Annotated in this window: 22 protein-coding genes; 12 read left to right on the forward strand and 10 right to left on the reverse strand. The window is 71.5% G+C overall.

Annotation, left to right across the window (positions count from 1 at the left end; genetic code table 11):
- Window positions 1–56 precede the first annotated feature (56 nt).
- The gene (locus VG296_RS02435) at window positions 57–1,727 is read left to right on the forward strand and encodes a hypothetical protein (protein ID WP_325562560.1); all 1,671 of its coding nucleotides are present in this window, start codon (window positions 57–59) and stop codon (window positions 1,725–1,727) included.
- 97 nt (window positions 1,728–1,824) lie between these two features.
- Here the strand turns inward: VG296_RS02435 and VG296_RS02440 are convergent, their stop codons facing one another.
- Window positions 1,825–2,925 carry a polysaccharide deacetylase family protein gene (locus VG296_RS02440; RefSeq protein ID WP_325562562.1) on the reverse strand — a complete coding sequence of 367 codons (1,101 nt, stop codon included), beginning with the start codon at window positions 2,923–2,925 and terminating at the stop codon, window positions 1,825–1,827.
- 240 nt (window positions 2,926–3,165) lie between these two features.
- On the opposite strand from VG296_RS02440, the gene VG296_RS02445 reads away from it, so the two are divergent.
- Complete coding sequence (locus VG296_RS02445) at window positions 3,166–4,341, forward strand: UDP-N-acetylglucosamine--N-acetylmuramyl-(pentapeptide) pyrophosphoryl-undecaprenol N-acetylglucosamine transferase (RefSeq protein ID WP_325562564.1); 1,176 nt, start codon at window positions 3,166–3,168, stop codon at window positions 4,339–4,341.
- An 8-nt stretch (window positions 4,342–4,349) separates the two neighbouring features.
- Here the strand turns inward: VG296_RS02445 and VG296_RS02450 are convergent, their stop codons facing one another.
- Complete coding sequence (locus VG296_RS02450) at window positions 4,350–5,012, reverse strand: phosphoribosyltransferase (RefSeq protein ID WP_325562566.1); 663 nt, start codon at window positions 5,010–5,012, stop codon at window positions 4,350–4,352.
- Window positions 5,013–5,073: 61 nt separating this feature from the next.
- Between VG296_RS02450 and VG296_RS02455 the strand changes: the two genes are divergently transcribed.
- The 4 genes from VG296_RS02455 to VG296_RS02470 all read left to right on the forward strand — a co-directional run bounded on the left by VG296_RS02455 (window position 5,074) and on the right by VG296_RS02470 (window position 8,336).
- Window positions 5,074–5,766 carry a dienelactone hydrolase family protein gene (locus VG296_RS02455; protein ID WP_325562568.1) on the forward strand — a complete coding sequence of 231 codons (693 nt, stop codon included), beginning with the start codon at window positions 5,074–5,076 and terminating at the stop codon, window positions 5,764–5,766.
- A 91-nt stretch (window positions 5,767–5,857) separates the two neighbouring features.
- Window positions 5,858–6,157, forward strand: a complete 300-nt coding sequence (locus VG296_RS02460; protein ID WP_325562570.1) for an adhesin — start codon at window positions 5,858–5,860, stop codon at window positions 6,155–6,157.
- A gap of 282 nt (window positions 6,158–6,439) precedes the next feature.
- On the forward strand, window positions 6,440–6,892 hold the full coding sequence (locus tag VG296_RS02465; RefSeq protein ID WP_325562572.1) for a C40 family peptidase: 453 nt from the start codon (window positions 6,440–6,442) through the stop codon (window positions 6,890–6,892).
- Between the two features lie 43 nt (window positions 6,893–6,935).
- Window positions 6,936–8,336: a UDP-N-acetylmuramoyl-tripeptide--D-alanyl-D-alanine ligase gene (locus tag VG296_RS02470; protein ID WP_325562574.1), complete on the forward strand. Its 1,401-nt coding sequence runs from the start codon at window positions 6,936–6,938 to the stop codon at window positions 8,334–8,336.
- 58 nt (window positions 8,337–8,394) lie between these two features.
- Here VG296_RS02470 and alr read toward each other — a convergent pair whose 3' ends face one another.
- Both alr and VG296_RS02480 read right to left on the reverse strand, forming a co-directional pair.
- Window positions 8,395–10,620 (reverse strand): alanine racemase, encoded by a 2,226-nt coding sequence (gene alr / locus VG296_RS02475; protein ID WP_325562576.1) that lies wholly within the window; start codon window positions 10,618–10,620, stop codon window positions 8,395–8,397.
- 242 nt (window positions 10,621–10,862) lie between these two features.
- Window positions 10,863–11,345 (reverse strand): sigma-70 family RNA polymerase sigma factor, encoded by a 483-nt coding sequence (locus tag VG296_RS02480; RefSeq protein WP_325562578.1) that lies wholly within the window; start codon window positions 11,343–11,345, stop codon window positions 10,863–10,865.
- A gap of 248 nt (window positions 11,346–11,593) precedes the next feature.
- Here VG296_RS02480 and VG296_RS02485 point away from each other — a divergent pair, with 248 nt between their 5' ends.
- On the forward strand, window positions 11,594–13,954 hold the full coding sequence (locus VG296_RS02485) for a BTAD domain-containing putative transcriptional regulator (RefSeq protein WP_325562580.1): 2,361 nt from the start codon (window positions 11,594–11,596) through the stop codon (window positions 13,952–13,954).
- A 1-nt stretch (window position 13,955) separates the two neighbouring features.
- On the opposite strand, the gene VG296_RS02490 is transcribed toward VG296_RS02485, so the two are convergent.
- On the reverse strand, window positions 13,956–14,873 hold the full coding sequence (locus tag VG296_RS02490) for a proline iminopeptidase-family hydrolase (RefSeq protein WP_325562582.1): 918 nt from the start codon (window positions 14,871–14,873) through the stop codon (window positions 13,956–13,958).
- Window positions 14,874–15,023: 150 nt separating this feature from the next.
- Here VG296_RS02490 and VG296_RS02495 point away from each other — a divergent pair, with 150 nt between their 5' ends.
- A complete protein-coding gene (locus VG296_RS02495; RefSeq protein WP_325562584.1) occupies window positions 15,024–15,770 on the forward strand; it encodes a FadR/GntR family transcriptional regulator in 747 nt (248 codons plus the stop codon).
- 66 nt (window positions 15,771–15,836) lie between these two features.
- Here VG296_RS02495 and VG296_RS02500 read toward each other — a convergent pair whose 3' ends face one another.
- From VG296_RS02500 to VG296_RS02515, 4 genes are all read right to left on the reverse strand, one after another.
- Window positions 15,837–16,757, reverse strand: coding sequence for an NADP-dependent oxidoreductase (locus VG296_RS02500; RefSeq protein WP_325562586.1), 921 nt, complete (start codon window positions 16,755–16,757; stop codon window positions 15,837–15,839).
- A 131-nt stretch (window positions 16,758–16,888) separates the two neighbouring features.
- Window positions 16,889–17,719, reverse strand: coding sequence for a carbohydrate ABC transporter permease (locus tag VG296_RS02505; RefSeq protein ID WP_349259431.1), 831 nt, complete (start codon window positions 17,717–17,719; stop codon window positions 16,889–16,891).
- An 89-nt stretch (window positions 17,720–17,808) separates the two neighbouring features.
- Window positions 17,809–18,735 (reverse strand): sugar ABC transporter permease, encoded by a 927-nt coding sequence (locus tag VG296_RS02510; RefSeq protein ID WP_325562590.1) that lies wholly within the window; start codon window positions 18,733–18,735, stop codon window positions 17,809–17,811.
- Window positions 18,732–20,099, reverse strand: a complete 1,368-nt coding sequence (locus VG296_RS02515; protein ID WP_325562592.1) for an extracellular solute-binding protein — start codon at window positions 20,097–20,099, stop codon at window positions 18,732–18,734. The genes VG296_RS02510 and VG296_RS02515 overlap by 4 nt, the downstream gene beginning before the upstream one ends.
- Window positions 20,100–20,340: 241 nt before the next feature.
- On the opposite strand from VG296_RS02515, the gene VG296_RS02520 reads away from it, so the two are divergent.
- Together VG296_RS02520 and VG296_RS02525 are read left to right on the forward strand one after the other, a co-directional pair.
- Window positions 20,341–21,591: an ROK family transcriptional regulator gene (locus VG296_RS02520; protein WP_325562594.1), complete on the forward strand. Its 1,251-nt coding sequence runs from the start codon at window positions 20,341–20,343 to the stop codon at window positions 21,589–21,591.
- A 28-nt stretch (window positions 21,592–21,619) separates the two neighbouring features.
- The gene (locus VG296_RS02525; RefSeq protein WP_325562596.1) at window positions 21,620–22,540 is read left to right on the forward strand and encodes an ROK family protein; all 921 of its coding nucleotides are present in this window, start codon (window positions 21,620–21,622) and stop codon (window positions 22,538–22,540) included.
- A 9-nt stretch (window positions 22,541–22,549) separates the two neighbouring features.
- Here the strand turns inward: VG296_RS02525 and VG296_RS02530 are convergent, their stop codons facing one another.
- Window positions 22,550–24,730 (reverse strand): MMPL family transporter, encoded by a 2,181-nt coding sequence (locus VG296_RS02530; protein WP_325562598.1) that lies wholly within the window; start codon window positions 24,728–24,730, stop codon window positions 22,550–22,552.
- Between the two features lie 181 nt (window positions 24,731–24,911).
- Here VG296_RS02530 and VG296_RS02535 point away from each other — a divergent pair, with 181 nt between their 5' ends.
- Window positions 24,912–26,339, forward strand: coding sequence for a sensor histidine kinase (locus tag VG296_RS02535; protein ID WP_325562600.1), 1,428 nt, complete (start codon window positions 24,912–24,914; stop codon window positions 26,337–26,339).
- The gene (locus VG296_RS02540; RefSeq protein WP_325562602.1) at window positions 26,303–26,947 is read left to right on the forward strand and encodes a response regulator transcription factor; all 645 of its coding nucleotides are present in this window, start codon (window positions 26,303–26,305) and stop codon (window positions 26,945–26,947) included. Before VG296_RS02535 ends, VG296_RS02540 begins: the two co-directional genes overlap by 37 nt.
- Window positions 26,948–26,990: the final 43 nt, after the last annotated feature.

Consider the following 26,990-nt stretch of genomic DNA (forward strand, 5'->3'; position numbering starts at 1 on the left):
GGCGTCGCGGCTAGCTTGATAACGTCAGCTTTGTAACGCTTGGAGAGATTTCTTCCATGTCAGCAGACGAATCATCAACGCCCACTCCTCAGGATCCTGAGACCGATTCGAAGCGGCGCCCGCACCGCCACCGGCGGCCGTCGGCGGCGCTGCGCGCGGCCCGCAAGGGCGCGATCGTCACCGCGATCACCGCCCTCGGCGTCATCCACCTGACCGGCACGTCGCTGGCCGATCCGCCGAGTGCGAACGGCGGCGCGCTGTCCAGCTCCTACGGCACCGACGGCAGCGGCTCGTTCGGCCAGAGCGGCACCGGCGACGGCTACGACACCGGCGCGATCGGCGTCGGCGAGGCCTGGGGCAAGAGCTCCAGCGGCAACCCGGCACAGGCCGGCGTGAACGCGGGCGACGGCACCAGCAGCGCGGGCTCGAGTTCGTGGGGCGGCAGCACCAACACCGCCGGCGCGGGCGACGGCAAGTCCGCCCCGAACGGCGGCGGCGTCGGTGCCGGCGCCTCGTCCACCGGGTCGAACTCGAACGCCGAGTCCAATGCCAACACCAACGGCCGCTCGTCCTCCGCGCAGGCCATCGGCGGCGGCGCGAACGCCGAGACGTCCAGCGCGTCCGGCACGGCGGCGACCTACGGATCCGCGAGTACGACGGCCGGCGGCGTGTCCTCGGAGTCGTCGGGCACGAAGTCGACGAGCAGTTCGGCCGAGTCCGCGAGCGGGAGCAGCGACACCTCCGCGTTCGGCGGCACGACCTCGATCGGCAGCAAGGCCGTCGGCGTCAGCGGGACCTACGGCGGGACGAGCACCGACGGCCCCGGCGCGTCCGAGGCCGGTTCCACCGCGGCGGGCGGCTCCACCACCGCGGCCGCCGCGTCCAGTGACACGGGCTCGGCCCAGGCGGGGACGGCCGCGGCCGGCAACGCCTGGGGCGGGGTCAGTGCGTCGCACTCCGAGGCGGTCAACGGCGGCACCGTGTCCGCCGTCGCCGCCGATTCGTCCACGCCGGCCGGCTTCAAGTCGGCCACCGCGGTCGCCGCCCCCGGTCAGGACGCCAGCGCCGACGCGGTCAGCGGCTCGATCGCCGCCCCGCTCTCCTCGACGCCGACGCAGTGGGGTGTCGTCTCGACGACGGTGACCAAGTCCACTCCGTCCGAAGTGAGCTCGACCGACACGAATACGGACACGAATACGGACACGAATACGGACACCGATACCGCGTCGACCGACACGAACACGCCGAGCGCGGCCACGACGTCGACCACGGCGACGTCCGCCCTCGCGGCGCCCGCCGACGCGACCAGCGACACCGCGTCGACGACCACTGCCGCGGCCCCGGCCGCCGCGGACGACGCGGCGGCAGCCGCTGCTCCGGCCGCTGCTGCAGCTCCCGCTGCTCCGGCTGCCGCAACTGCCCCCGCTGCTCCGGCTGCTCCGGCGGCTTCGACCGACACCAGCACGACGTCGGTCGCGAGCGCGGACACCTCGGCGTCCACGGACTCCACTTCGTCCACGGACTCGACCTCGTCCACGGACTCCGCGGCCTCCGCTGATTCCGCGTCCGCGAGCGACGGCTCGTCCGCCAGTGGCGGTTCGGACGGCGGCTACGGCGGCGACGGTTCCGGCGACGGAGGCGACGGAGGCGATGGCGGCTACGGCGGTTACGGCGGCAGCTCGGGCGGCGACGGCGGCGGAGATGGCGGCGGCGGTGGCGGCGACTGACCCGCCGAATCACCGCGGATCCGGATCCGGATCCGCATAGCCGGAAGGCTGAGGTGCCTGCTCCGCACCCCCAGGGAGCACTCGCGCCTCAGCCTTCTTACATTGCGACGAAGTTGAAGCCCCGGTCCAGCAGCACGGGGATGAACTGCTTGAGCGCCGCGACGGTGTTGCGGCGGCTACCGCCGCCGTCGTGCTCGAGGATGATGTCGTGCGCGCGGGTGGACTTCAGCACCGTGTGCACGATCTGCTGCGTGTCGACCTCGGCGGTGTTCCAGTCCTGCGGGTCGACCGACCAGCCCACCGGCCGGAGGTTGCGCGCGGCGCAGGCCTGGAAGACGGCCTTCGACCAGTTGCCGTAGGGTGCGCGGAAGATGGTCGGGGACTGATTCGCGTTCGACAACGCGTCGTTGCAGCGGTCCATCTGCGACAGGACCTGCCGATACGTGTAGCGCGTCAGGTCGGCGTGGTCCCAGGTGTGGTTGGTGATCGTGTGGCCGGCCGCGGAGACCTCGCGCACGAGCGACAGGTTTCCGGCGACCTGCTGGCCGATCATGTTGAAGGTGGCCTTGATGCCGTGCTGACGGAGGATCTCGAGGACCTGCGGCGTGTAGGTCGCGCTGGGTCCGTCGTCCAGGGTCAGCGCGATGGCCATCGGGCCCTGGTCGTCGACGTACCACTGCGGCCGGCTGTAGACCTTCCCGTTCTGCGACGCCGGGGCCGAGTCCGACGCGGAGGCCGAGGACGAGGCCGAGGTCGAGTTCTGGCCCGAGGGGGAGTTCGCCGGGGAACTCGCCGAGGACGACGCGGAGGCGGATGCGGACGCCGAGCCCGCGGGCGAACCCGCGGACGAGGCCGAGTGCGACGCGGCGCCGGTCGTGGAGCCGGCCAACGGGCGCGTGCCGGAACCGCCGGAACCGCCGCTCGCGCCGACGATCTGCTTGCCGCGTCCGGCGGCCGCCGCGGCCGTGGCTATGCCGCCGCCGGCCAGCAGCATCAGGCCGCCCGCGGCGAACAGCACCCTGCGTCGGTTCGCCGGTCGCCGACCGCCGACCGCGGCTCCCAGGCCCGCGGGCGAGCCCTCGGCCGACCAGACGCGGGTGCGCTCCTGCGGGTCCTGTTCGGGCGACGGGGACCAGGGCAGGGCGTGGGTCTGCGCGTTGGGGTCCGCCGGGGGAAGCCACGGTTCGTAGGTAGTCACGCCGCAAAAGACGACGGATGCCGCCGAGGGGTTGAGGGAAATCCGGGAGACTTTTTCAGACTACGGAGAGGAACCGGAAACGCACGCGTAACAACCGTTGGGCGACGGCGTCGCGGCGAGCCCATCGCGCAAGCCTGACACCACTCCAGGCCAATGGCACCGTTGGCTCCCGATGCGTGCCGGAATTATGGGACCCTTAACCGGTCAAGCACGAACCGGGCTCCGAGAAGGCGGTACCAGGTGAGCAGTCGAGCCGACGGGGCGCGCCCCGTCCGGGTGATCGTGACCGGCGGAGGCACCGGGGGCCACGTGTACCCCGCGCTGACCACGGTGAACGCGCTCCGCGAGGTGCTGGCCGGGCAGGGCCGCGAGCTGTCGGTCAGCTGGGTCGGCGCGCGCGGCAAGCTGGAGGAGCGGGTCGCCGGGCAGAACGGCATCGACTTCCTGCCGGTGGCCACCGGCAAGCTGCGCCGGGCCCGCAACCCGCTCGGCATGATCACCTGGACCAATATCAAGGACCTGGCTCGGGTGCCGTGGGGCGCGGTGCAGGCCTGCGGGATCGTGCGGCGGCTGCGGCCGGACGTGGTCGTCGGCTTCGGCGGGTACGTCGCGGTGCCGGTGAGCGTCGCCGCCTGGCTGCTGCATCGTCCGCTGGTGATCCACGAGCAGACCGTGCGCCTCGGCCTGGCCAACCGGATCCTCGCGCGGCTGGCCAGGGCCACGGCGGTCTCCTCCGAATCCAGCCTCGGCCTGCTGCCCGGACGCACCCGCGGCCGCGCCGAACTCGTCGGCAACCCGATCCGCGCCGAACTGTTCGGCGGGGACCCGGAGCGGGCCGTGACCGCGCTGGGCCTCGACGGCTTCGACCGCGCGCTGCCCACGGTGTACGTCACCGGCGGCGCGCTCGGCGCCCGGCAGATCAATAATCTGATCGTCGAGGCGCTGCCCTGGCTGCTCAAGCAGGCCAACGTCGTGCACCAGTGCGGCGCCGCCGAGATCGCCCGGATGCGCGAGGCCGCCACCGCGCTCTCCCCGGAGCTCGCGCCGCGCTACCACGTCGCCGATTTCATCGGTCCCGAGCTGCCCGACCTGTTCGCGCTCGCCGACCTCGTCGTCGCGCGCAGCGGCGCCGGCACGATCTCCGAGCTCTCGGCCCTCGGCAAGCCCGCGATCCTCATCCCGCTCGCCTCCTCGGCAGGCGGCGAGCAGACGTTCAACGCCCGCTACCTCGACGAGCGCGGCGCCGCCCGCGCGCTGCTCGGCGAGGTCTCGGCCGAGGACCTGCGCTCCGCGATCGGCTCCCTGCTCGACGACCCGGCCGCACGTACCGCGATGGCCGACCACGCCCGGGAACTCGGCAAGCCCGACGCCGCGCGCACGCTCGCCGGGCTGATCCTGCGGGTCGCGGGGGCGTAGCGGGCGCGTTATGCGCGGCCCAGCAGCCGGATCACGTCCGCGTCGTCGAGCTGCCCGAAGTCCACGTACCACTCGCCGACCGCCTGGAAGTCCCGGGGAGCGAGCAGGTAGACGACCGCGTCGGCGAGGCCGGCTCTGCCGGTGAGGCGGGCGACGGCGTCCGGCGCGCAGGCGGGCGCGGCGAAGACCAGCCTGCTCGGGTCCCGCTGCCGCAGCGAGCGCAGCGCCGCCTGAGCCGTGACGCCGGTGGCCAGGCCGTCGTCCGCGAGGACCACCTCCCGCCCGCGCAGCTCCGGCAGCGTTCGTTCTCCGCGATACACGCTGACGCGGCGGTCCAGCTCGCGTCGCTCCGGCACGGCCAGCAAGGCCAGCTGCTCGGCGTCGAAGCCGAGTTCTCCGGCCTGCGGGCTGAGGATGACCTCGTCGAGGCCCTCGGCGATCGCGGCGATGCCGTACTCCGGGAAGCCCGGGACGCCGATCTTCCGCGCCACGAACGCCTCCGCGGGCACGCCGAGCCGGTCGGCGATCTCCCGCGCGATCGGGATCCCGCCGCGCGGCAGGCCAAGCACCACCGGTTCGCGCAGGTCCAGCCGGGCGACGCGGTCGGCGAGCAGCCGGCCCGCCTCGAACCGGTCCGCGAAGCGCCTGGGGAGTTCAGGTTCTCGGCTCATCGCTTACCTCCTTCCCCGCACAAGTGCATTTTCCGCCGGAATCCGGGCACAACGGCATCCCATGACCCCCAATCGCCTGACGGAAACTCCCGCGACCACCGTGCGCGTCCCGGTCGTCGAGGCAGCCGGCATCGTGGGCGACCTCGTCCTGCCGGACGGCGCGCGGTCCGTGGTGGTCTTCGCGCACGGAACCGGCAGCTCCCGGCACAGCCCGCGCAATCGCGCCGTCGCCCGCACGCTGCAGCGGGCCGGGTTCGGCACCCTGCTGCTCGACCTGCTCACCGAGCGCGAGGAGGCGGTCGACGACGCCACCTCCGAGTTCCGCTTCGACATCCACCTGCTCGGCCGGCGCATGATCGACGCGGTGGACTGGCTCGCCGAGTACCCGCAGACCCAGTCGATGCCGCTCGGCCTGTTCGGGGCGAGCACCGGAGCCGCCGCGGCGCTGATCGCCGCCGCCGAACGCCCGGACCGGATCTCCGCGATCGTGTCCCGGGGCGGCCGGGTCGATCTGGCGAGCGACGCGGTCGGCCGCGTCCACGCTCCCGTGCTGCTGATCGTCGGCGGCCACGATCCGCAGGTTCTCAAGCTCAACAGGGAGACGGCGGCGCGGCTGAGCGCCCCGCACCGGCTTGAGGTGATTCCCGGCGCAACCCACCTGTTCGCGGAGAACAACGCGCTGGAGACGGTCGCGCGCTCGGCCCGCGACTGGTTCGCCCACCCGGATCCTGAGCTGTTTCACGCCGGGGGGTGAGATTCGTCTCGCCGAGGGGCGGCGTTTCGCCCGGGACCGATCGGGTACGCGGGCCACTTATCGACGCCAATCGGAAAGGAAGCAGACGCCTATGTTGATGCTGACCGACGCGGCTGCCACTGCCATCAGCCAACTGACCTCGCAGCCCAACATGCCGGAGACCACCGGGCTGCGCATCGTCCCCAACCCCGACGACACACAGGGCCCCGCCCTCGCGGCAGCGCTGACCAGCGGCCCCGGACCGCAGGACGAGGTGCTCGAGGTACACCAGGCCCGGGTCTTCCTGGAGCCGGAGGCCGCCGAGCAGCTCGCGGACAAGGTCCTCGACGCCGAGACCGCCGACGGGGGCCAGATCGCCTTCCACCTCCGGCCGCAGGCGACGAGCTCCTGACGGTAGCGGCCGGATTCGGGTCGGCGGCTGTGCCCGTGCGGGTGCTCGGGCGCGGGTCGTTTGGCCCATTCGGTCTTTCATCCGGGACTTCGCGCGGCTCAACGCCGACTACTGTGCGTTAGCATCCCATTCTCGCGGGTACGGACCTGCGCCGAGAGAGGTTGCAGAAACCGATCGAGGCGGGAAGGTGCCATGCGGGCTTCGTGGAGACGCGGGATATGGAGTTGCGGGCGGGTATCCGGACATCGGCGAAGATCGCCGCGGGCCGCGTTCGCGGCCATAGTGGCGGCGACGGTGCTGAGCATCGTCGCCGCCACTCCTGCTGTCGCCGACACGAGCGTGGAGTCGAGGCACCGGTGGCGGCCGCACCTGGCATTTCCCGGGGAAACCCGGGGTGAGCTGGCCCTGCAGTTCGCGCTGGAGCAGATGGGCAAGCCGTACGAATACGGCGGCAACGGGCCCGACTCGTACGACTGCTCGGGGTTGACGCAGCAGGCTTGGGGCGCGGTCGGGGTTTGGATACCGCGCACCTCGCAGGACCAGGCGGATGCCGGCACGGGCGTGCCGCTCAGCCAGGTCAGGCCGGGCGACCTGGTGATCTTCTACGCCGACGCCTCGCACGTCGGCATCTACGCGGGGGACGGCATGGTCGTCGTCGCCCCGCACGAGGGAGCGTTCATCCGGCTCGAGCCGATCGCGTGGATGCCCGTCTACGCGGTCCGCCGCCCGGGCTGAGCCTCCAGAAATCCAATTCGGCGCCGTATCCGTATCACGGTGCATGAGAGAGATAACGCTGCGGGAACTCGCCGACGTGGTCGGCGGCACCGTGCACGACGGCGCGGACGACGTCATCGTGAAGGCGCCCGCGTTCGTCGACTCGCGCAAGGCGCAGGCCGGCGGCCTGTTCGTCGCGCTGCCCGGGGAGCGGGTGGACGGGCACGAGTACGTGGAGGCCGCGCTGTCCGGCGGGGCCGCGGCGGTGCTGGCGCAGCGGCCGGTCGGCGCGCCCGCGGTCGTGGTGGCCGACGGGGTCGAGGCGCTCGGCAGGCTGTCGGAGTATCTCGTCTCGCGCGGCGGCTCCGACATGACCGTGCTCGGCATCACCGGCTCGGCGGGCAAGACCACCACCAAGGACCTGATCGCGCACCTGCTGGGCACCCGCGGCGCGACCGTGGCCACGCCGGGCAACTTCAACAACGAGATAGGCCTGCCGCTCACGGTCAGCCTGGCCACCGAGGACACCCGCTTCCTGGTGCTGGAGATGGGCGCCCGCGCGATCGGGCACATCAAGTACCTGACGGAGATAGCTCCGCCGTCGATCGGCGTCGTCACCAACATCGGCACCGCGCACCTCGGTGAGTTCGGCGGCTACGAGGCGACGACGCAGGGCAAGGGCGAGCTCGTCGAGGCGCTGCCGTCCACCGGCCTGGCCGTGCTCAACGCGGACGACGAGCGGGTGCTGTCGATGCGCCCGCGCACCAAGGCCAACGTGGTACTGTTCGGCCTCTCGCAGGACGCTGACATCCGGGCGTCGGACATCGTCGTCGACGAACGCGGACACGCGCACTTCACCCTGCACACGCCGGAGGGTTCGGCGCCGGTCGTGCTGCAGCTGGTCGGCGAGCACCAGGTCGGCAACGCGCTGGCCGCGGCGGCCGTCGCCCGGCACATCGGACTGAGCACCGAGGAACTCGCGGCCGGGCTCGGCACCGCGATCCCGGAATCCCGCGGACGGCTCGAGATCACCGACCGCCCGGACGGCGTCGTCATCGTCAACGACGCGTACAACGCCAACCCGCACAGCACCCGCGCGGCGCTCAGGGCACTGCTGGCGATGGCGAAGGGCCGGCGCACGATCGTCGTGCTCGGCGCGATGCTCGGCCTGGGCGACGAGGCGGAGCCGGAGCACCGTGCGATGGGGGCGCTGACCGCCGAGCTGAGCATGGACATCGTGATCACGGTCGGCGGGCTCAAGGGCGCCGAGGAGGCCGGCTGGATCGCCGACGGCGCCGCGGCCGCCGGGGTGACCGTCATCCGGACCGCGGACAACGTCGAGGCGCGGATCGTGCTCGACAAGCTGCTCGCCCCCGGCGACACGGTGCTGTTCAAGGCGTCCCAGCCCGCCGGGCTGCAGCCGCTCGCCGAGCAGTTGGCCGGGCAGGCGGAAACGGTTCACTAACGCCGCCACCAGCGAATAGGGGCGGGCCGCCGGGCCCGCCCCTATTCGACGTGAGCAGTTACGCGGGCACTCCGGCGAGCACCGTGTCGATCAGCGTGTCGAGCAGCCTCGGCAGCGCGATCCCGGCCTCGGCCCACATCCGCGGGTAGAGCGAGGTGGAGCTGAACCCGGGGAAGGTGTTGATCTCGTTGAACACCGGCTCCACGCCGTCCCGCAGCAGGAAGTCCACTCGGGCGAGCCCCCGGCAGCCGAGGATCTCGAAGGCCTCGACGGCCATCCGCTGCAGCTCGGCGGTGATCTCCGGGTCGAGCGGCGCGGGCAGCAGGACGTCGGTGGCCGTGGCGTCCGTGTACTTCGCGGCGTAGTCGAGGAAGTCCCGGTTGCCCTGGTGCAGCACGATCTCCACCGGCGGGCTGGCCTCGATCCGGCCGTCCGGGTGCTCGAGCACCGCGATGTCCACCTCGCGGCCGATCACGCTCCGCTCGACCAGCACTTTCCCGTCCCACTTGCGGGCCGTGGCCAGCGCGTTGTCGAGCTCCTCCCAGCTCTTGACCCGGCTCACGCCCACGCTGGAGCCGGAGCGGGCCGGCTTGACGAACGCCGGCAGGCCGAGCCGCTCGCGGTCCGCGTCGGACAGATCCTCGTCCTCGCGGCGCAGCACGGCCCAGTCGGCGACCGGCAGCCCGCTGGTGACCAGCACCCGCTTCGCGGCGTCCTTGTCCATGCCGAGCACGCTCGCCGCCATGCCGGAGCCGACGTAGCGCACGCCGAGCGCGTCCATCAGCGCCTGGACCGTGCCGTCCTCGCCGAACGGGCCGTGCAGCGCGGGCACGACGATGTCGGCCGCGGCCAGCACGCCGAGTGCCTGCTCGTGGTCGGCGCCGCTGCGCACCGCCGGGTCCGGGGTGGCGGCGACCAGGTCGTGCGGACCGCAGATCCCGGCGGCCCAGTCCGCCGGGCCCGGAATCCACCGGCCCTCGGGGCTGATCCGCACCGGCTGCACCTGGTAGCGCTCGCGGTCCAGGTAGCTGACGATGGTCGCGCCCGAGGCGCAGGAGACGTCGTATTCACCGCCCGGACCGCCGAAGAGCACGACGACCCGCAGCTTGTCCCCGTGCGCTGATGCGCTCACGTCGGTCACAGCCTCGTCCCCGTCTGCCGCGATGTAGCGGCGTGTCACGCGCGGGCCGATCCGGGTCAGGACCTCCAACGGCGTCGTATCGGACCATGCCGCCCACTCGGCCACGGTCGGCTCTCCCTGCTCCCCGGTGCCGAAGACGACGGCCTGGTCGCCTGCCGCGATCTCGAGCTGACCGGCGTCGACGACGCAGGAGTTCATCGCGATCCGTCCGGCGACCAGCCGCTGCTCGCCCGCCACCGCTATTCGGGCGCTGCCGGACGCGGCGCGCGGCAGTCCGTCGGCGTAGCCCAGCGGCACCAGCGCCAGGTTGCAGGCCTCCGAGGTCTGATATACGTGGTCGTACGACACGCCCTCGCCCGCGTCCACCCGGCGGGTCATCGCGATCCGCGCGCGCAGCGTCATCGTCGGCACCAGGCCGTTCCCGCCCGCGTGGTCGATGCCGTACAGGCCGCTGCCGAGCCGGATCACGTCATGGTGCGAGCGGGGGATCGTCAGCGCGGCGGTGGAGTTCGCGATGTGCAGCAGACGGCCGGTGAGCCCCGCCTCCTCGGCCTGGCGGACCGCGGCGTCGAACAGTTCGAGCTGCCGGGTGGTCGTCGGGTGCTCCGGCTGGTCCGGGTGCGCGAGGTGCGACCAGATGCCGCGCACGTGCAGCGCGCCCTCCCGCTCCAGCTGGGCGGCCGCCTCGACGAGCGAGGGCCACTGCGCCGGCGAGGCGCCGTTGCGGTGCAGCCCGGTGTCCACCTTGAGCTGGATCTCGGCGGTCCGGCCGAGCCGCGTCGCGCGGGCGGCGATCTCGGCCAGCTGCACCTCGGTGGAGACGGTCAGGTCCAGGTCGGCGCGCAGCGCCTCGGTCAGGTCCTCGTCCGGCAGGTGCAGGAAGGTCAGGATCGGCGCCCGGATCCCCGCGGCGCGCAGCGGCAGCGCCTCACTGATGAAGGACACGGCCAGCCAGGTCGCGCCGTGCGCCAGCGCGGTCCGCGCGATCTGCACGGCCCCGTGCCCGTACCCGTCGGCCTTGACCACGGCCATCAGCGCGGCGTCGGTGCGGGCGCGGAAGATCCGCAGATTCTCGGCCACGGCACCGAGGTCGATGACCGCCTCCGTCATCCGTTCGCCCGGGATGTGCGGGCTGTCGGGCACGGGGGATCCGGCCGGGGCGCTGGAGTCTGAGGCGTGCGGCGGGTTCACGGAGCTGGACCACCAATTGTTGTGAGCGTGGGGGTTGTGAGTGACCGATGATTCTGTCCGGGATGCTTCAACATCCTGTCTACAGCCGGTCAACAGGCGTGCTGGAGCTGCTCGGCCAGCTCGCCGCGCGGGGTGGGCAACGCGTGTCGGGTTGGGGTTTTCACAGTGCCGTGCCCTCCGGGATGCCGAGCGTCTCAGGCCAGCTCGCCGCGCAACGTGCGCAACGCGTGCCGGGTACGGGTCTTGACCGTGCCCTCCGGGATGCCGAGCGTCTCGGCCGTCTGCCGCATCGTGCTGTGCAGGTAATAGACGTGGAACAATACGGCGCGCTGCGGGTCGGGCAGGCCGGCGAGGGCGGGGGAGAGCAGTGCGCGATCGAGCACCTGCTCCACGTGATCGTGCCGCGACGCCATGTGACCGAGCGGCTCGTCCCCGCACTCGGTGGGCCGCGCCGCACGGCTGCGGGAGGCGTCGATGGCCAGCCGCCGGGCCACGGTCAGCAGCCAGGAACGGGCGGCCTGGTCCTCAAGCGTGTGCAGATTGCGCCAGGCGCGGAGCATGGTCTCCTGCAGCAGATCCTCCGCTGCCTGCCGATCCCCGCTGGTCCAGCGCATGATCGAGTGCAGCAGCAACGGACCGTGGGTCTCGTAGAGGGCCCGCATCCGCTGTTCCTGCACATCGCCGACGCTAACGCCGGGCGATCAACGGCCCGTCTACGCGCCGTCAACGCGGCGGTCGGGCGGCGGCCGGGACGGCCCGTGACCTTCTCATAAGACGCTCACCCCTTCATGCAATCGTCTCTTAGCGTATCTTCAGTGAGATTGACGGATGTCTCACGGAAATGGGACCGCGAAGATCATCCGAGGACCGCAGGCACTATCCGGCCGCCCGTACCAGAGGCGGCCGGTGGCGGGGGAGGCTACGGATGACCGAGTTCAGGTTCCGACTGTTGGGACCGGTGCGCGCGTGGCGCGGCGAGACGGAGCTGGAGGTGGGCCCGCCGCAGCAGCAGGCGGTGCTGGCCGTGCTGCTGCTCTCCCGCGGAGCGCACGTCTCGATGGCCTCGATGCTGGACGCGCTCTGGGGCGAGCGCCCGCCGAAGTCCGGCGCGGGCGCGGTGCGCACGTACGTCTCCCGGCTGCGGCAGATCCTGAACGCGGGCGATCCGGACGCCGGAATCGTGATCGAGCCGATCGGCGACGGCTACGCGCTGCGCGGCGATCGGGTGTCCGTGGACGTGGACGTGTTCGAGCGGCGGGTCGGCGCCGCGGTCGCCGCCCGGGGGGCGGGCTCGGAGGCGGCCGACCTGTGCCGTCAGGCGCTGACCGAGTGGCGCGGCGTGCCGCTGGTGGGCGTGCCCGGGCCGTACTTCGAGCCGGTCCGCGCGCGGATGATCGAACTGCGCGCCGACGCCGCCGAGACCGAGGCGGCCGCGCAGGTGGAGGCGGGCGACCATCTCGCCGCGATCGCGAGCCTCAGAAGGCTGATCACGTCGTACCCGCTCCGGGAGAGCCTGCACGAGCTGCTGATGCTCGCGCTGTACCGCGCCGGTCGCCAGGCCGATTCGCTGGACGTGTACGAGAGCGCGCGCCGAATACTCAGGGACGAGCTGGGCATAGAACCGGGCCCGGCGCTCAAGCGGATGCAGCAGCGCGTGCTCAGCGCCGACGACGCGCTGGCCCCGATCGCGGAGGGCGCGGCGGGCCGGGCCGACCGGCTGGACGCGCTGGGCAGGAAGCTGATGAAGGCGGGCGGCGCCGACGCGCGGATCGTGACGGCGCGCGGCACTGTGCGGACGAGCAGCGGTACGGCGCTCGCCGTGCGCGGCGCGGGCGACGCGACGACGGCCGGGATGATCGGCATTCCCTCGCAGCGTCGCGAGCCGCGCTCCGCGGCCCGGCAGCACGCGCCCCGCGCCGCTCACCCGACGCGCTCCCTCGCTCAGCAGCTCCAGGCTGCCCGCCGCCGCGCCTTCGTCGGCCGGGAAAGCGAGATCGCCGCGTTCCGCACCGCGCTCGACGACGCCGCACGCCCGTTCACGTTCCTGTTCGTGAGCGGTCCCGGAGGCATCGGCAAGACCTCGCTGCTCCGTCGTTTCGCGGACGAGGCCGCCGACGCCGGCCGGCTCGTCGTCGAGCTGGACCCCGCTCGCGGCGGCGAGCGCACGCCTGCCGTTTTGGAGGCCGCCGCGTCCCGCATGCTCGCCGACGAGGCGGGCGCCGTGCTCCTCCTCGACGCCTTCGAGCACTACCAGCACCTTGAGACCTGGCTGCGCGAGGACTTGCTGCCCCGTCTGCCGCTCGGTTCTGTGGTCGTCTTCGCCGGTCGGACGCGTCCGGCCCGCGCCTGGCGCAGCGACCCCGCGTGGCAGGGGATCCTCGAGCTCGTCGAGCTGGCTGAGCTGCCCGAACGTGACGCGCGGACGCTGCTGGGCGCGCGTCGTGTTCCGGAGGCCCGCCACGAGCCAGTACTCGCATTCGCCGGCGGCAACCCGCTCGCGCTCTCCCTGATCGCCGACGCGGCTCGCCGGAACGAGGCCGGAGACGACGACGCGAACTGGACTCCCCCGCAGGACGTCATCGGCACGCTCGTGGACCAGTTCGTCGGCGACGCGCCGTCCGCCGAGCACCGCCGGACCCTCGACGTGTGCGCTCTGCTGCCGACGACGAACGAGGAACTGCTGCGCGCCGCCCTGCCCGACGCCGACACCGCGGCCCTCTTCGCCTGGCTGCGCGAGCTGCCGTTCATCGCGTCCGGCCCACGCGGCGTCTACCCGCATGACGTCGTCCGCGCGATCCTCGACGCCGACCTCAAGTGGCGCGACCCGGAACGCCATCAACTGCTGCGCGCCAGAGTCATGGACCACGTCGCCGACGCTGGTCCCGCGGCGAGCACCGCGCCCACAGCCGTTATCCAGCGCGAGGATTTCAACGCCGCCGTACGTTCGGCCCTGCGCGCCTGGCACCGCCCCGACGCCCTCGGCGGCAACCTGCTGCGGCGAACCGGCTTCGTATCGCTATCGCCTGATGACAACGTCGTCCCCGCCGACCGCATCCGCGCCGCGATCACCGAAGCCCTGCGCCGACTCCGCGAGGACCGTCACGGCGAGAAGCAGTACCTTGTCATAGCCGCCACGTACCTCGACGCCGACGCGAAGCAGCAGCAGACCGTCGCCGACGAGCTGGAGCTCCCCTTCGGCACCTACCGCCGCCACCTCGCGCAGGGCCTCGACCGGCTGTGCGAGCTGCTCTGGCACGGGCAGCCCGCCGGATCGGCCAAGGACTGAATCAGGCGTCGAGGAACTCCCCGACCACGCGCATATAGGTGTCGCGCTCCTCGACGTGCGGCATGTGCGAGGAGTTCTCGAACTGATGCCAGCGTGCGCCGGGGATGTTCTCGACGTACGGGCGCACGCAGTCGTCCGTGGCCTCGTCGTATCGGCCGTTGACGACCAGCGTCGGGACGTCGACGAGGTGCAGCCGGTCGACGATCGTCCAGTCCTTCATCGTGCCGATGACGTGGAACTCGTTGGGGCCGTTCATATGCCCGTACACGGTCGCGTCCTCGGCCAGGGCCCGGTTCGTGCGCTCGACCTCCGGCGGGTTGGGCACGACGCGGCACACGTGGCGGGCATAGAACTCGGCCTCGGCGGCGCGGTATTCGGGGTGGTCGTACGCACCGGCGGCCTCGTGCCGCTCCAGCGCTTGGCGGATCTCGGTCGGCAACTCGTCGCGCAGGGCGGTCGCGCCGGCGCCCCAGTCGGCCATCGACGCGGGGGAGTTCGCGATGATCAGGCGGCGCAGACCGGACGGTCGGCGCACGGCGTGTTCGGCGGCGAGCATGCCGCCCCAGGACTGGCCGAGCACGTCGTACTCCTCGGCGATGTCCAGGTATCGCAGAAGGTTGTCGAGCTCGTCGAGGAAGAGTTCGACGGTCCAGAACTCGGGGCCGTGGTCGCGCAGCCGGGTCGAGTCGCCGCAACCGAGCTGGTCGTAGTGGATGACGGCGCGCTCGGGCGATCCGAGGTCCGCGATCGCGGCCACGTAGTTGTGGGTGCAGCCGGGGCCACCGTGCAGAACGACCAGCGGCGCGCGGGCGGCGCGGGTCGGATCGCCGGTCACGCGGTACCACGTCTGGTAGTCGCGGAACGGCGCGCGGCCGGTGTAAGCCGGGTCGGGGATCGGCGCGTATTCGTGGGTAGTCATCGTGGGCGGCTCCGGGATGCGACTATCTACGGTGACACCGAGGGTAGGCGGCTAATGGTCTGTCTTCAATACCTTTGGTCTCGCATTCACCGGACCGCACCCAACGGGCCGGCACCCACAGGTATATACCACTTCGGAGGAACAGCAGCGATGACCTCAGAACCCGCACGCGCGACGTCGCCGCCGGGGGTGGGCGCGGTCTCGCCGGTGACCGCGGCGCGGGCCGTGGCCGACCGGCTGATCGCGGCCATCGCGGTGGGCGACTACAGCCCCGGCGAGCGGCTGCCGGCCGAGCGCGAGCTGGCGGCGATGCTGGAGGTCAGCCGGGTCACGGTGCGCGCGGCCCTCGCCGACCTGCGCGAGGCCGGATACGTCGAGGCGCGCCGCGGACGCTCCGGCGGCTCGTTCGTGCGCACCGACTGGGGGACCCGCACCGCCGGCGCGGTGCAGTCGCTGCTCGGCGAGGAGTGGGGCCGTCTCGAAGAACTCTTCGACCTGCGCCGGCTGATCGAGTCGCTCGTCGCGCGCACCGCCGCCGAGCGGCACAGCCCGGCCGACGACGCCGCGATCCAGGCCGCCCTGCGGCGCTACGAGCAGGCGCAGGACGGGGTCGCCGCCCGGGCCGCCGACGTGGAATTCCACCGCAGCATCGCCGAGGCCGCCCACAATCCGTCCCTCGCCGCGCTCAGCAGGCAGCTGTTGGCGCAGGTCAGCCTGGGTATCAGCCATGAGCCGTTCACCCCCGAGCTGCGCGACCGGGCGCTGCCGCACCACCGGGCGCTTGCCGCCGCGGTGACCGGCGGCGACCCGGACACCGCGGCGCACATCGCCCGCGACCATTTCCGGATCACCGAGGACGCGATCCGGACCGCCGTCGACCGCGCCGAAGAGGGCTGAGGTCCCGGCGAGGGGGAGCTGCGTCGGGCGGGGGGCCTCGGTCGAGCGGCCCGAGGCCAGATCGTCTCAGGGCACGATGATGAGCTTTCCCCTTGTGTGCCCGCCCCGGCTCGCCTCGAAGGCCGCGCCGACCTTGTCCAACGGGTAGGTCTCCGCGACCTCGACCGTCAGCTTGCCCGCGTCGACCAGCGCGGCGAGCTCGGCCAGCTTCGCGCCGTCGGGCCGCACCCAGACCCACGCCCCGCCGTGCCCGCCCACGGACGGATCCGCGATCGACACGTGCCGTCCGCCGGGGGCGAGTACGGCCAGCGTCGTCTCCAGCTGACCGCCGACGAAGTCAGCGGCCGCCGTCACGCCGCTCGGACGCAGAGCCTTGATCCGCTCGACGACGCCCTCGCCGTACGTCACGGGCTCGCCGCCGAGACTGCGCACGAAGTCGTGGTTGCGCTCCGACGCCGTGCCGATCACCCGCGCCCCGCGCGCGACGCCGAGCTGCACGGCGATGCTCCCGACGCCGCCCGCCGCGCCGTGCACCAGCAGCACGTCGCCCGGACCGGCCTCGAGCCGGTCCATGCAGCGCAGCGCGCTCAACCCCGTCAACGGCAGCCCGGCCGCCTGAGCCCAGTCCAGCCCGGCGGGCTTGCGCGCCACCGAAGGCGCCGCCACCGCGACGTACTCGGCGAACGTGCCCGCGTGCACCACGTCCTTGCGCGCGTACGCCATCACCTCGTCGCCGACCGAGAATTCCGGCGTGTCCGGGCCCGTGCGGGTGACGACCCCCGCCACGTCCCAGCCCGGGATCACCGGGAAGACGGCGTCCATCATCGGGTCGAGGCCGCCCGCCATCACCTTCCAGTCCACCGGGTTGACCGAAGCCGCCTTGACCTCGATCAGCACCTGGCCGGGCCCCACCTTCGGGTCGGCGACCTCGCCGTACTTCAGCCGTGAGTCGTCGGGCGCGTAGGAGTCATATGTCACTGCTCGCATGGCCTCAGACTACGACACGGCCATCAAGCCTGCCCGGCGAAGAAGGCCCAGATAGGCGCGTGCTCCCCGCCAGAAGAATCGCCGCGGACCTGCCCGTCGGGACCGAAGGAGGCTTGCGAGAGTTTGTGCGACTAGCCCTTGACCGCTCCCGTGAGGTTGAAGGCGCCGCCGAGGAACTTGGACAGCACGCCGTAGAGCGCGATGACCGGAGCGGTGTAGATGATGGAGAACGCCGCCAGCTGCCCGTAGGCGACCTCGCCGTACTGGGAGAAGAACGTGTAGATCGTCACCGAGGCGGGCTGCTTGTCCGGAGTCAGCAGCAGGATGAACGGGACGAAGAAGTTCCCCCACTGCATCACGAAGGTGAAGATGAACACGACCACGATGCCGGGGGCCATCAGCGGCAGCACCACACGCCACAGCGACTGGAGCCAGTTCGCGCCGTCGGTCCACGCCGCCTCCTCGAGGGAGACCGGCACGCCGTCCATGAAGTTCTTCGTCATCCAGATCGCGAACGGCAGCGAACTGGCCGTCATGAACAGCACCGTCGCGGGCTCCGAGTCGACCAGGTTGAACCGCGCGTAGAGCGAGTACACCGGCACCATCACGGCCGTGATCGGCAGGCCCGTGGCGAACAGGATCGTGTACAGGAACGAGCGGCCGAAGCGCATGTGGAAGCGGGAGAGCGGATACGCGGCCAGCGCCGAGCACACCACCGTCAGCAGCGCCGTGCCGCCGGAGAGAATCAGCGAATTGAGCATCGGCTGGTAGACGGTGGCGACGTTCAAGATCGCCTTGAAGTTGGCCAGGGTGAAGTGCCAGGTCGGTGTCGCGTTCAGGCCGGAGCCGGTCTCGATCGAGGAGAGGATCAGCCAGGCGAACGGAAGCAGGAACGCCAGGAACAGCACCAGGATCACCGCGTACGACGCGAGGGCCGCGGGACCCTTCTTCGGCGACGTGATCCCGCTCGCGACACCGCGGCCACCGCCTCGCCGGCGCTGGGTGCGCGTCCGCGCGAAGGCCGTGCTCGATTGTTCGCTCGCAAGCTCGCTCACGAGTCCTCCAGTTTGATCAGGCGCAGGTAGATCAGCGAGAACAGGGCGCCGAGCACGAGCAGCACCAGGGCCATCGCGGTGCCGTATCCCAGCTGGTAGAACTGGAAGGCCTCCTGGTACATGTACAGCGGTGTGGTCGAGCTGGCGGTGCCCGGGCCGCCGCCGGTCATCACGTAGATGAGGCCGAAGCTGGCGAGGGTCTGCAGCGTGATCAGCATCAGGTTGCTGACGATCGATCGGCGGATCAGGGGTATGGTCACGTAGCGCAGCCGCTGCCAGGAGGAGGCGCCGTCGACCGCGGCCGCTTCCAGCAGTTCCGGCGGCACGTCCGAGAGCGCGGCCGAGTAGACCAGCATGGAGAACGCCGTGCCGCGCCAGGTGTTGGCCAGGATCACCGCGAGCATCGGCATCGTGTAGAGCCAGTCCTGGGACAGCCCGAGATGGCCGAGGATCGCGTTCAGCGTGCCGGTCTTGTAGAGGAAGGCGTACCAGGCGAACCCGGCCACCACCTCGGGCACCACCCACGCGCCGATCACGACGCCGTTCACGATCGTGCGCACGAGCCGGTTGCGGCCGCGCAGGATCAGCGCGAGCAGCATGCCGAGCAGGTTCTGCCCGATCACCGCGGACCCGATCACGAAGACGACGGTCAGTTCCAGCGACTTGACGAACGCCGGGTCGGCGAACATCCGGCGGAAGTTCGCCAGGCCGGTGAACTGCGTCGTGGCCGAGCCGGACAGCGCCATGTTGGTGAACGCCGTGTACGCGCTCCAGATCAGCGGCCCGGCGAAGAAGATCGCCAGCAGCAGCAGGGCGGGACCGAGCGGCAGCAGCCGGCTGAACGTGCGGCGGACGCGGCGCGGGCGGCGCGCACCACCCTTCATGGGGATGCGCGCCGTCTGCTGTTGTGTCGCGACCGTCATGAGCCCGATGCCACGTTCGACGAACCGGCGATGCCGTTCACCTGCTGCGCGAGCGTGGACATCGCCGAGGACGGCGAGGCCTGGCCGGTCATCACCGACTCCATCGCGACCTGGATCTGGTCCGAGATCTGCGGATAGACGGTGTAGGCGGGCCGGAAGTGCGTCACCTTCACCAGGTTCGTGAAGAAGCCGGTGGTCGGGTTGGTGGACAGGTACTTCGGATCCGCGGCCACGTCGGTCCGCTCGGCGATCTGGCTGGCGATGATGTCGTAGTTGAGCGCGTTCTCCTTGTTCTCGGCCAGGGACACGAAGTTGAACGCGGCCTGCTTGTTCGCGGAGTGCGAGCCGACCGACAGGACCCAGCCGCCGGACATGCTCGTCGAACCGGGGGCCTGGCCGTTCTGCGTCGGCATCGCGGCCACGCCCAGCGTGGAGGACCACGCGGGCCACGGCTTGGTGCCGGTCGGGGCCCAGTTGCCCGGGAGCCACGAACCGTCGAGGTCGATCGCCAACTTGCTGGAGGGGAGCAGCTCGGTCGCGACGGTCGTGCCGAAGTTCGGGTTCAGCGCGTCCTGCACGTCGGGCGCGAGACCGGTCGTGTACACCTGCTTGACGAAGTTCAGCGAGGCGAGCATGCCGGGCGTGGACGGCATCCACTTCTTCGTGGACGAGTCGTAGAGCTGGTCGGCCGTGCCGTAGAGCAGCATCTCAAGGCCCTGCATCGTGGCGCCCTCGCCGGAGCCCTTGCCCGAGTAGACGTTGATCGGGGTCACGCCGGGCAGCTTGGCCTTGATCGTCTCGGCGGCGGAGAGCACGTCGGCCCAGCTCTTCGGCTGCCAGGGCACGGATATGCCGGCCTGCTTGAACAGGGTCTTGTTGTAGTAGAGGGCACGCGTGTCGGTGCCCATCGGGACGCCGTAGGTCTTGCCGTCCGAGCCGACCGCCGCGGCCTTCGCGGTGGGCGTGAACTGGCTCCAGTCGGACCACGAGGACAGGTAGGAGTCGAGTGGCGCGAGGTAGCCGGCCTGGATGTCCGAGTTGATCAGGAAGGTGTCCTCGTACATCACGTCCGGCGCCGTGGACCCGGACCGGTTCATCAGGGTGAGCTTGGTGTAGTAGTCGTTCTCAGAGGCCTGAATCGGCTCGAGCTTGACGGTGTAGCCCGGATTCGCCTTCTCGTACTGCGTCTTGAGCGACTGCATCTCCGTGTTGAGCTGGGTGAAGTCGCCGTACTCCTGGTAGGCCACGGTGATCGTCTTCGCGCCGCCCGATGACGAGCCCGAGGAGAGCGTGCACCCGGTGAGGCTCGCGGCCCCGAGCAGCAGCGTGCCCGCTGCCGCGACGATCTTTCTGCGTCCTTGCATTGAGATCTCCTGTCCGTGACGCCGGTGTGACGGGGGAGCGATCGCTGCTCCGTTACGTAAGTCCATTTGATTTACGAAGTCAAGACCGGTGTTGAATCGTTATTGTAAACCCCGTGTTATCAGGGCAAATCGGGCCGTATGATGGGTAATCAGCCCGGGGATTGATCGTGCCACTTCCTTCGTAAATCCATTTGATGTACAAACACTTCGGAGCGGATGGCCCGGGAGGTCAGGAGTACGCATGCGGCAGCAGTCGGGAACGAATCTGCCGAAAGTGGGCAGCTACAACCAGAACGTGGTGCTCGACGCGATCAGGTCCTCGGGCGCGACCAGCCGGGTCGAGCTCGCCGAGCGCACGGGTCTGACCGCGCAGACCATCTCGGTGATCGTGCGGCGGCTGCTGACCGACGGTCTGGTGCGCGAGGACGGCGCGCGGCCTTCGGTCGGCCCGTCCGGCGGCGGCAAGCCGCGCACGACGCTGCGGGTCGAGCCCACCGCGGGTTACGCCGTGGGCCTGCACTTCGATCCCGGCCAGATCGCCGCGGTGCTGGTGGATCTCGCGGGCAGCGTGCTCGCCGAAACGCGCCGCGAGGTGCACCACTCGGTGCAGCCCGAGGAGGCGGTGGAGCTGATGGGCAAGGCCGTGCGCAAGGTGGTGCGCGAGGCCGGAATACCGCGGCGCAGGATGCTCGGCGTCGGCCTCGCCTGCCCGGGCCCGATCGACCAGAATCTCGGCCTGGTGCTGTATCCGCCGCGGCTGGCGGGCTGGGAGCGGGTGCCGCTCGGCACGCTGCTCGAGGAGAGCACCGGCAGTCCCGTGACCATAGACAACGACGCTACCGCCGCGGCGATCGGCGAGCGCTGGTCGGGCGTGGCACGGAATGTCGGCAATTTCGTCTATTTGTATATGGGGACTGGTATCGGAGGTGGTCTTTTTCTCGGTAACCAGGTCTATCGCGGGCCGTACCGCAACGCCGCGGAACTCGGGCACATCGCCGTCGCCCCGGACGGTCCCCAGTGTTACTGCGGCAATCGCGGCTGCCTCGAGGCCGTCGCGTGCCCCGACGCCATGGTCGCCGACGCACACAAGCTGCTCGCGGACGGCGGCGGGGGAACGCTCGCGGCCGCCTACGCGCGCGACCCGGCGTCAGTGGACCACGATGCGTTGTGCGCGGCTGCCGCCGCCGGGGATCCGCTGGCCCGCACGGTCGTGGACCGGGTCGCGGGCTACCTTTCGGACGTCGCGGTGAGCGTGGCGAACATGCTGGACGTCGAGCTGTTCGTGCTCGGCGGCCCGGCGCTCGGCCCGGTCGGCGGGATCTACCGCGAGGCGATCGACGAGGCGCTCTCGGCCCGCCCGATCGCCCGCCGCGTGCATAAGGCCCCTGTCTCGCTCTCCCCGGCGGGCAGCGGCGCGGGCGCGATCGGCGCCGCCTCGCTCGTCTTCCACCGCGCCTTCGCCCCCCAGTTGACGACGCTGCTCAACCCGTGAGCCGCCCCCATCCCGAGAGGACCGAGCCGTGACCGAGGCTTCCCCGATCCTGGCGATCGACATCGGGGGCACCAAGCTCGCCGCCGCGCTCGTGGCGAACGGCGTGGTCCTGCGGCGAGCCGAGATCCCGACCCCGGCGGCCCCGCCGAGCGAGCGCCATACCGTCGCCAACACCCTGATAGACCTCGCTGAACAGGTTGTCGCCGACGACCGTCCCCGGGCCATCGGCCTCGCCTCCGCGGGCCCGCTGGACCTGGCCGCGGGCACCGTGAGCCCGGTGAACATCCCGTCCTGGCGCGACTTCCCGCTCCGCGAGAGCGTGGCCGCCGCCTTCCCGGGCGCGCGGACCGTGCTGGTCGGCGACGCCGTGGCCGCGGCCGTGGGCGAGCACTGGCGCGGGGCGGGCAGCGGCACGGCCGCGATGCTCGGCATCGTCGTGTCCACCGGCGTCGGCGGCGGCCTGGTCCTCGACGGCCGGGTTTACTCGGGACCGACCGGAAACGCGGGCCACTTCGGGCACATCCCGACGGACGGCGAGCCGGTCCGCTGCGTCTGCGGCATGACAGGATGCGTAGAGGCACTGGCCAGCGGGCCTTCGATGGTCCGCTGGGCGAAGCGGCAGGGCTGGCGCGGCGGCGAGCCGGATCTCGACGCGCGAGTGCTGGCGCAGGACGCCCACGCCGGGGACGAGACCGCGCTGGCCGCCTTCGACCGCGCGGCCGACGCGCTGGCCTGCGGCATCGTCGGCGCGGCGGCGCTGGTCGACCTCGACGTGGTCGTCATCGGCGGCGGCGTCGCGGCGGCGGGCCCGGTGCTCATCGATCCGCTCCGGGCCCACCTCAAGCGCCGCGCCTCGCTCGGCTTCGTCCAGCGAATCAGGGCCCTGCCGGGAACCCTGGGCCGCGACGCCGGCCTGATCGGCGCCGCCCGCTGCGCCCTGGACGGCTAGTGTGACGCACTAGCGCAGGACGGCCACGGGCTCCGGCCGCTGTTCGGGCACCCGGCGCTTCGACCGAGGCCAGTTGCGCTCGCCCAGCAGCGTCATCACCGTGGGCAGAAGCAGCACCCTGATGACGGTCGCGTCCAGCAGGATCGCCACGCCGAGGCCGATGCCGAGCTGCTTGAAGTCCTGCATGCCCAGCGTGCCGAAGACCCCGAACACCGCGACCATGATGGCCGCCGCGCTGGTGATCGTGCCCGCGGTGGCGCGCAGTCCGTGTGCCACCGCGTCCTTCGTCGTCAGGCCTCTGTCGTGCGCCTCGCGGATCCGGGAGACCACGAACACGTGGTAGTCCATGCTCAGCCCGAACAGGACCACGAACACGAACAGCGGGATCCAGGACTCGAGCGCGCCGACCGGCTTCGTGCCCACCAGGCTCGCGCCCCAGCCGTGCTGGAAGACCGCCACCATCACGCCGTACGCCGCGCCGGTGGACAGCAGGTTGAGCAGGATCGCGGTGCCCGCGATCACCCAGCTGCGGAAGGCGAGCAGCATCACCAGGAAGGTGACTCCGAGCACGAACAGGAACACCGGCACGATGCGGTTGTCGAGCTGGCCGTTGAAGTCCGTGCTGAATGCGAGGCTGCCGCCGACCACAGCCGTGGTGTGCGGAATCGCGCCGAGCGTGTGCGGCAGCACCTTCGTGCGCAGCGTGTCCAGCGAGGCCACGGCCTGCGCGTCGCGGCCCTGGCCCGCCACCGGGAAGAGGATCTTCACCACGCGCTGCGCGGGATACGGCGCGACCTGTACGGGCCCGCTGCCGAGCGCGCCGTCCGCGGCGGCATCGGTCTTGAACGCGGCGATCCCCTCCACCACCGCGTTCGAGTTCACATCAGGGGTCTGTATCACGATCATGCCGGGCGCCGGACTGGCCGGGAACTCGGCGCTGATCGCGTTGTAGGTCTGCACCAGCGGGGAGCTCGCGGGCAGCTGCTGATTCACGTCGAGCGACTGGGTGCGCAGCCCGAGCGCCGGGATCGCCAGCACGATCAGGAAGCCGGCGGCCACCGCGGCGAAGCCCTTGGGGTGGTCGAGCACCTTTGCCATCGTGGCGTTCCACACGCGGCCGCCGTTCGGGTTGGCCGGGCGGTGCCGCCGGGACTTGCGCCGGCCCCAGTCGATCCGGTCGCCGAGCATGGCGAGCAGCGCGGGCAGCACCGTCACCGAGCCGAGCATCGCGATCGCGACGACCAGGATCGAGGCGAGCGCGAAGCCCTCGAAGATGTGCATGCCGGTGAGGAACATCCCGGCCATCGCGACCATCACGGTCAGCCCGGAGACCAGCACCGAGTGGCCCGAGGTGGCCGCGGCGATGTCCAGCGCCTGCTTCGGATCACGACCGGCCGCCCGCTCCTGCCGTTCCCTGCGCAGGTAGAACAGGCAGTAGTCGACACCCACGGCGAGTCCCATGAGCAGCATGACGGAGTTCGAGGACGAGGACTGCGGCACCGCGTGCGAGATCAGGTCGAGCAGGCCGAGCGCCGCCATGAACGCCGTCACCGCGAGCACCACCGGCAGCAGCGCCGCGATCAGCGCGGCGAAGGCGGCCAGCAGGATGCCGAAGGCGAGGGGCACGGCCGTCCACTCGGCGTGCTTGAAGTCCGTGCCGAGCGACTGGTTCACCCAGTGGTCGCCGGACGCGTCGCCGACCTCGTTGATCCGCAGGCCGGGATTCGCCGCCTGCACCTTGGCGACGGCGTCGAGCACGGGCTGCACCCGGTCGCCGGCGCTGGACGCCGCACCGGTCATGTCGAACTCGACCAGCGCGTAGTGCCGGTCCTTGGAAATCAGGCCCGTGGTGTAAGGGCTCTGCAGGTTCGTGGTCTGGCCGGTCGCGTGCACGGCGGCGGTGACCTGGGTGACGGCCTGCCGGAAGCCCGCCGCGTCGGCCGTCTCCGTCGCGTCGTGCACCAGCACCATCTCGGAGGCGGGGGCGGTCAGCCCGGCGTCCTGCAGGATCTGCAGCGCCTGCGCCGAGCTGCCCACGCCCTGCTGGGCGTCGCTGAGCTGCTTCTGCCCGACCGCGCCGCCGATCACCGTCGCGAGTATCACGAACAACAGCCAGCCGAAGACGGCGGTCTTGCGGTGTGTCGCGCTCCAGCCGCCGAGCGCGGCAGCGGGACTACGTCTGTGCGCCATGGTTCCCATTCCCCCTGGGATTCGGTTCCGGTGCAGGTCACCGGCTCGACACTCACGCTATTGACATGGCGTCAGCATCGACATCCGGCCACCCGGTGTCTTGGGGGTGTCACCAGGTACACCCCCGGCCGGGTGTCTGGAGCCCGTGCGCGAGGGCCCCGCGACGGCGAGACTGGGGTCCATGAGCGAGCTTGGGATTACCGGCCGGCGGCGGCCGAGCCTGAAGGAGCGGCTGCTGTTCGCGCCGCTGCGCGGCTGGGCGTTGATCGGGTTCGGCATCTGGAACGCCGTGCTGTGGGCCCTGGTGGTGACCTCGGCCTCGATGGTCTCCTCGATGGGCATCGGCCTGCTGCTGCTGCCGAGCGCGCTGACCCTGCTGCGGGACACCGCCAACGCGGCGCGGCGGCTGGCGCGCGAGTGGGGCGGGATCGAGATCGAGGAGCCGTACCAGCCGGTGCCGCTGGACGTGGCCACGGCCCCCGGCCTCGTCGGGATGCTGCGCCGGCTGCTGGCGCGGGTGAGCGACCCGCAGACCTGGCGGGACTTCGCCTGGGCGATCCTGGACTCCGTCGTCGGCGTCGCCATCGCGGCCTTCGCGGCGAGCCTGGTGCTCTACGGCGTGTACGGGTTCGTCATCGGCATCCTGTGGCCGACGCTGACGAACGCCGGGATGAACGACTGGTACGGCTTCGTGCACGTCTCCAAGTCGGGCGCGCTGACGAACCTGCGCTGGGCCACCTTCCCGCTCGGCGCGGCGTTCCTGGTCGGCGGCGCGTACGCGGGCCCGGCGCTGATCCGGCTGCACGGCCGGTGGACCGCGCTGCTGCTCGGCCCGACCGCCAACGCCCGGCAGGCCGCGCTGGCCCGCCGGGTGGCCAGGCTGACCGAGACCCGGGCCGACGCGGTCGACACCCAGGCCGCCGAGCTGCGCCGGATCGAGCGCGACCTGCACGACGGCGCGCAGGCCAGGCTGGTGGCCATGGGCATGAACCTGGGCGCCGCCGAGGCGCTGATCGACCAGCACCCGGAGGCGGCGAAGGCCCTGATGGCGGAGGCCCGCGAGGCATCGGCCAAGGCGCTGACCGAACTCAGGGAACTGGTACGCGGCATCCACCCGCCGGTGCTGTCCGACCGGGGCCTGGGCGACGCGGTCCGCGCCCTCGCGCTGGACAGCCCGCTGCGGGTGGAGGTGACCGTCGACCTGCCGGGCCGACTCGAGCCCGCGGTGGAGTCGGCGGCCTACTTCGCGGTGAGCGAGCTGCTGACCAACGTGGCCAAGCACGCCCACGCCCGAACCGTGCGCATCGATCTGTGGCACCGGGACGGACGGCTGCGGGTGACCTGCGTGGACGACGGCCGCGGCGGTGCGGGGGTGCAATCCGCGGACGGAGCGCCGGGAGTGCCGGTGGTGCCGGGCGGGCAGGTCGGGCAGGTCGGGCAGCGGGGCGGTGGCGCGGGACGCGGCTCCGGCAGCGGACTCGCCGGGATCGAGCGGCGGATCGGTACATTCGACGGAGTCATGGCCGTGCGCTCCCCCGTGGGCGGCCCCACCGAAGTGACCCTGGAGATCCCGTGCGCGTCGTCCTCGGCGAAGACCTCTACCTCCTGAGAGAGGGCCTGGCCCGGCTGCTGAGCGCCCACGACTTCGAGGTCGTCGCGGCGGTCGGCGACGGGCCCGCCCTACTGGACGCGATGCTCGAGCACCGGCCGGACGTCGCCGTGGTGGACGTGCGGATGCCCCCGACGTTCACCGACGAGGGCCTGCGCGCCGCTTTGGCCGCCCGCAAGCAGGTCCCCGGAATGCCGGTGCTCGTGCTCTCGCAGTACGTGGAGCAGCTCTACGCGCGGGAACTGCTGGCGGACGGCAAGGGCGCGGTCGGCTACCTGCTCAAGGACCGCGTCTTCGACGCCGTGCAGTTCGTCGACGCCGTGCGCCGAGTGTCCGGCGGCGGCACCGCCATGGACCCCGAGGTGATCGCGAAATTGTTGGTGCACGGCAGTTCCCGAGAGCCCCTCGGCACCCTCACCCCGCGCGAACTCGAGGTCCTCGGCCTGATGGCCGAAGGCCGCTCGAACGCCGCGATCGCCGCCAAACTGGTCGTCACCGAACGCGCCGTCGCGAAGCACACCTCGAACATCTTCGCCAAGCTGGACCTGCCGCCCTCCGACGACGACAACCGCCGCGTACTCGCGGTACTGGCGTATCTGAACCGGTAGAAGCCGGTAGGGGCCGGTAGAAGGGTGCTGGGTCCGGGTCTGT

Origin of the sequence: Actinospica sp. (assembly GCF_035552695.1) — a bacterium.
Classification (GTDB): domain Bacteria; phylum Actinomycetota; class Actinomycetes; order Streptomycetales; family Catenulisporaceae; genus Actinospica.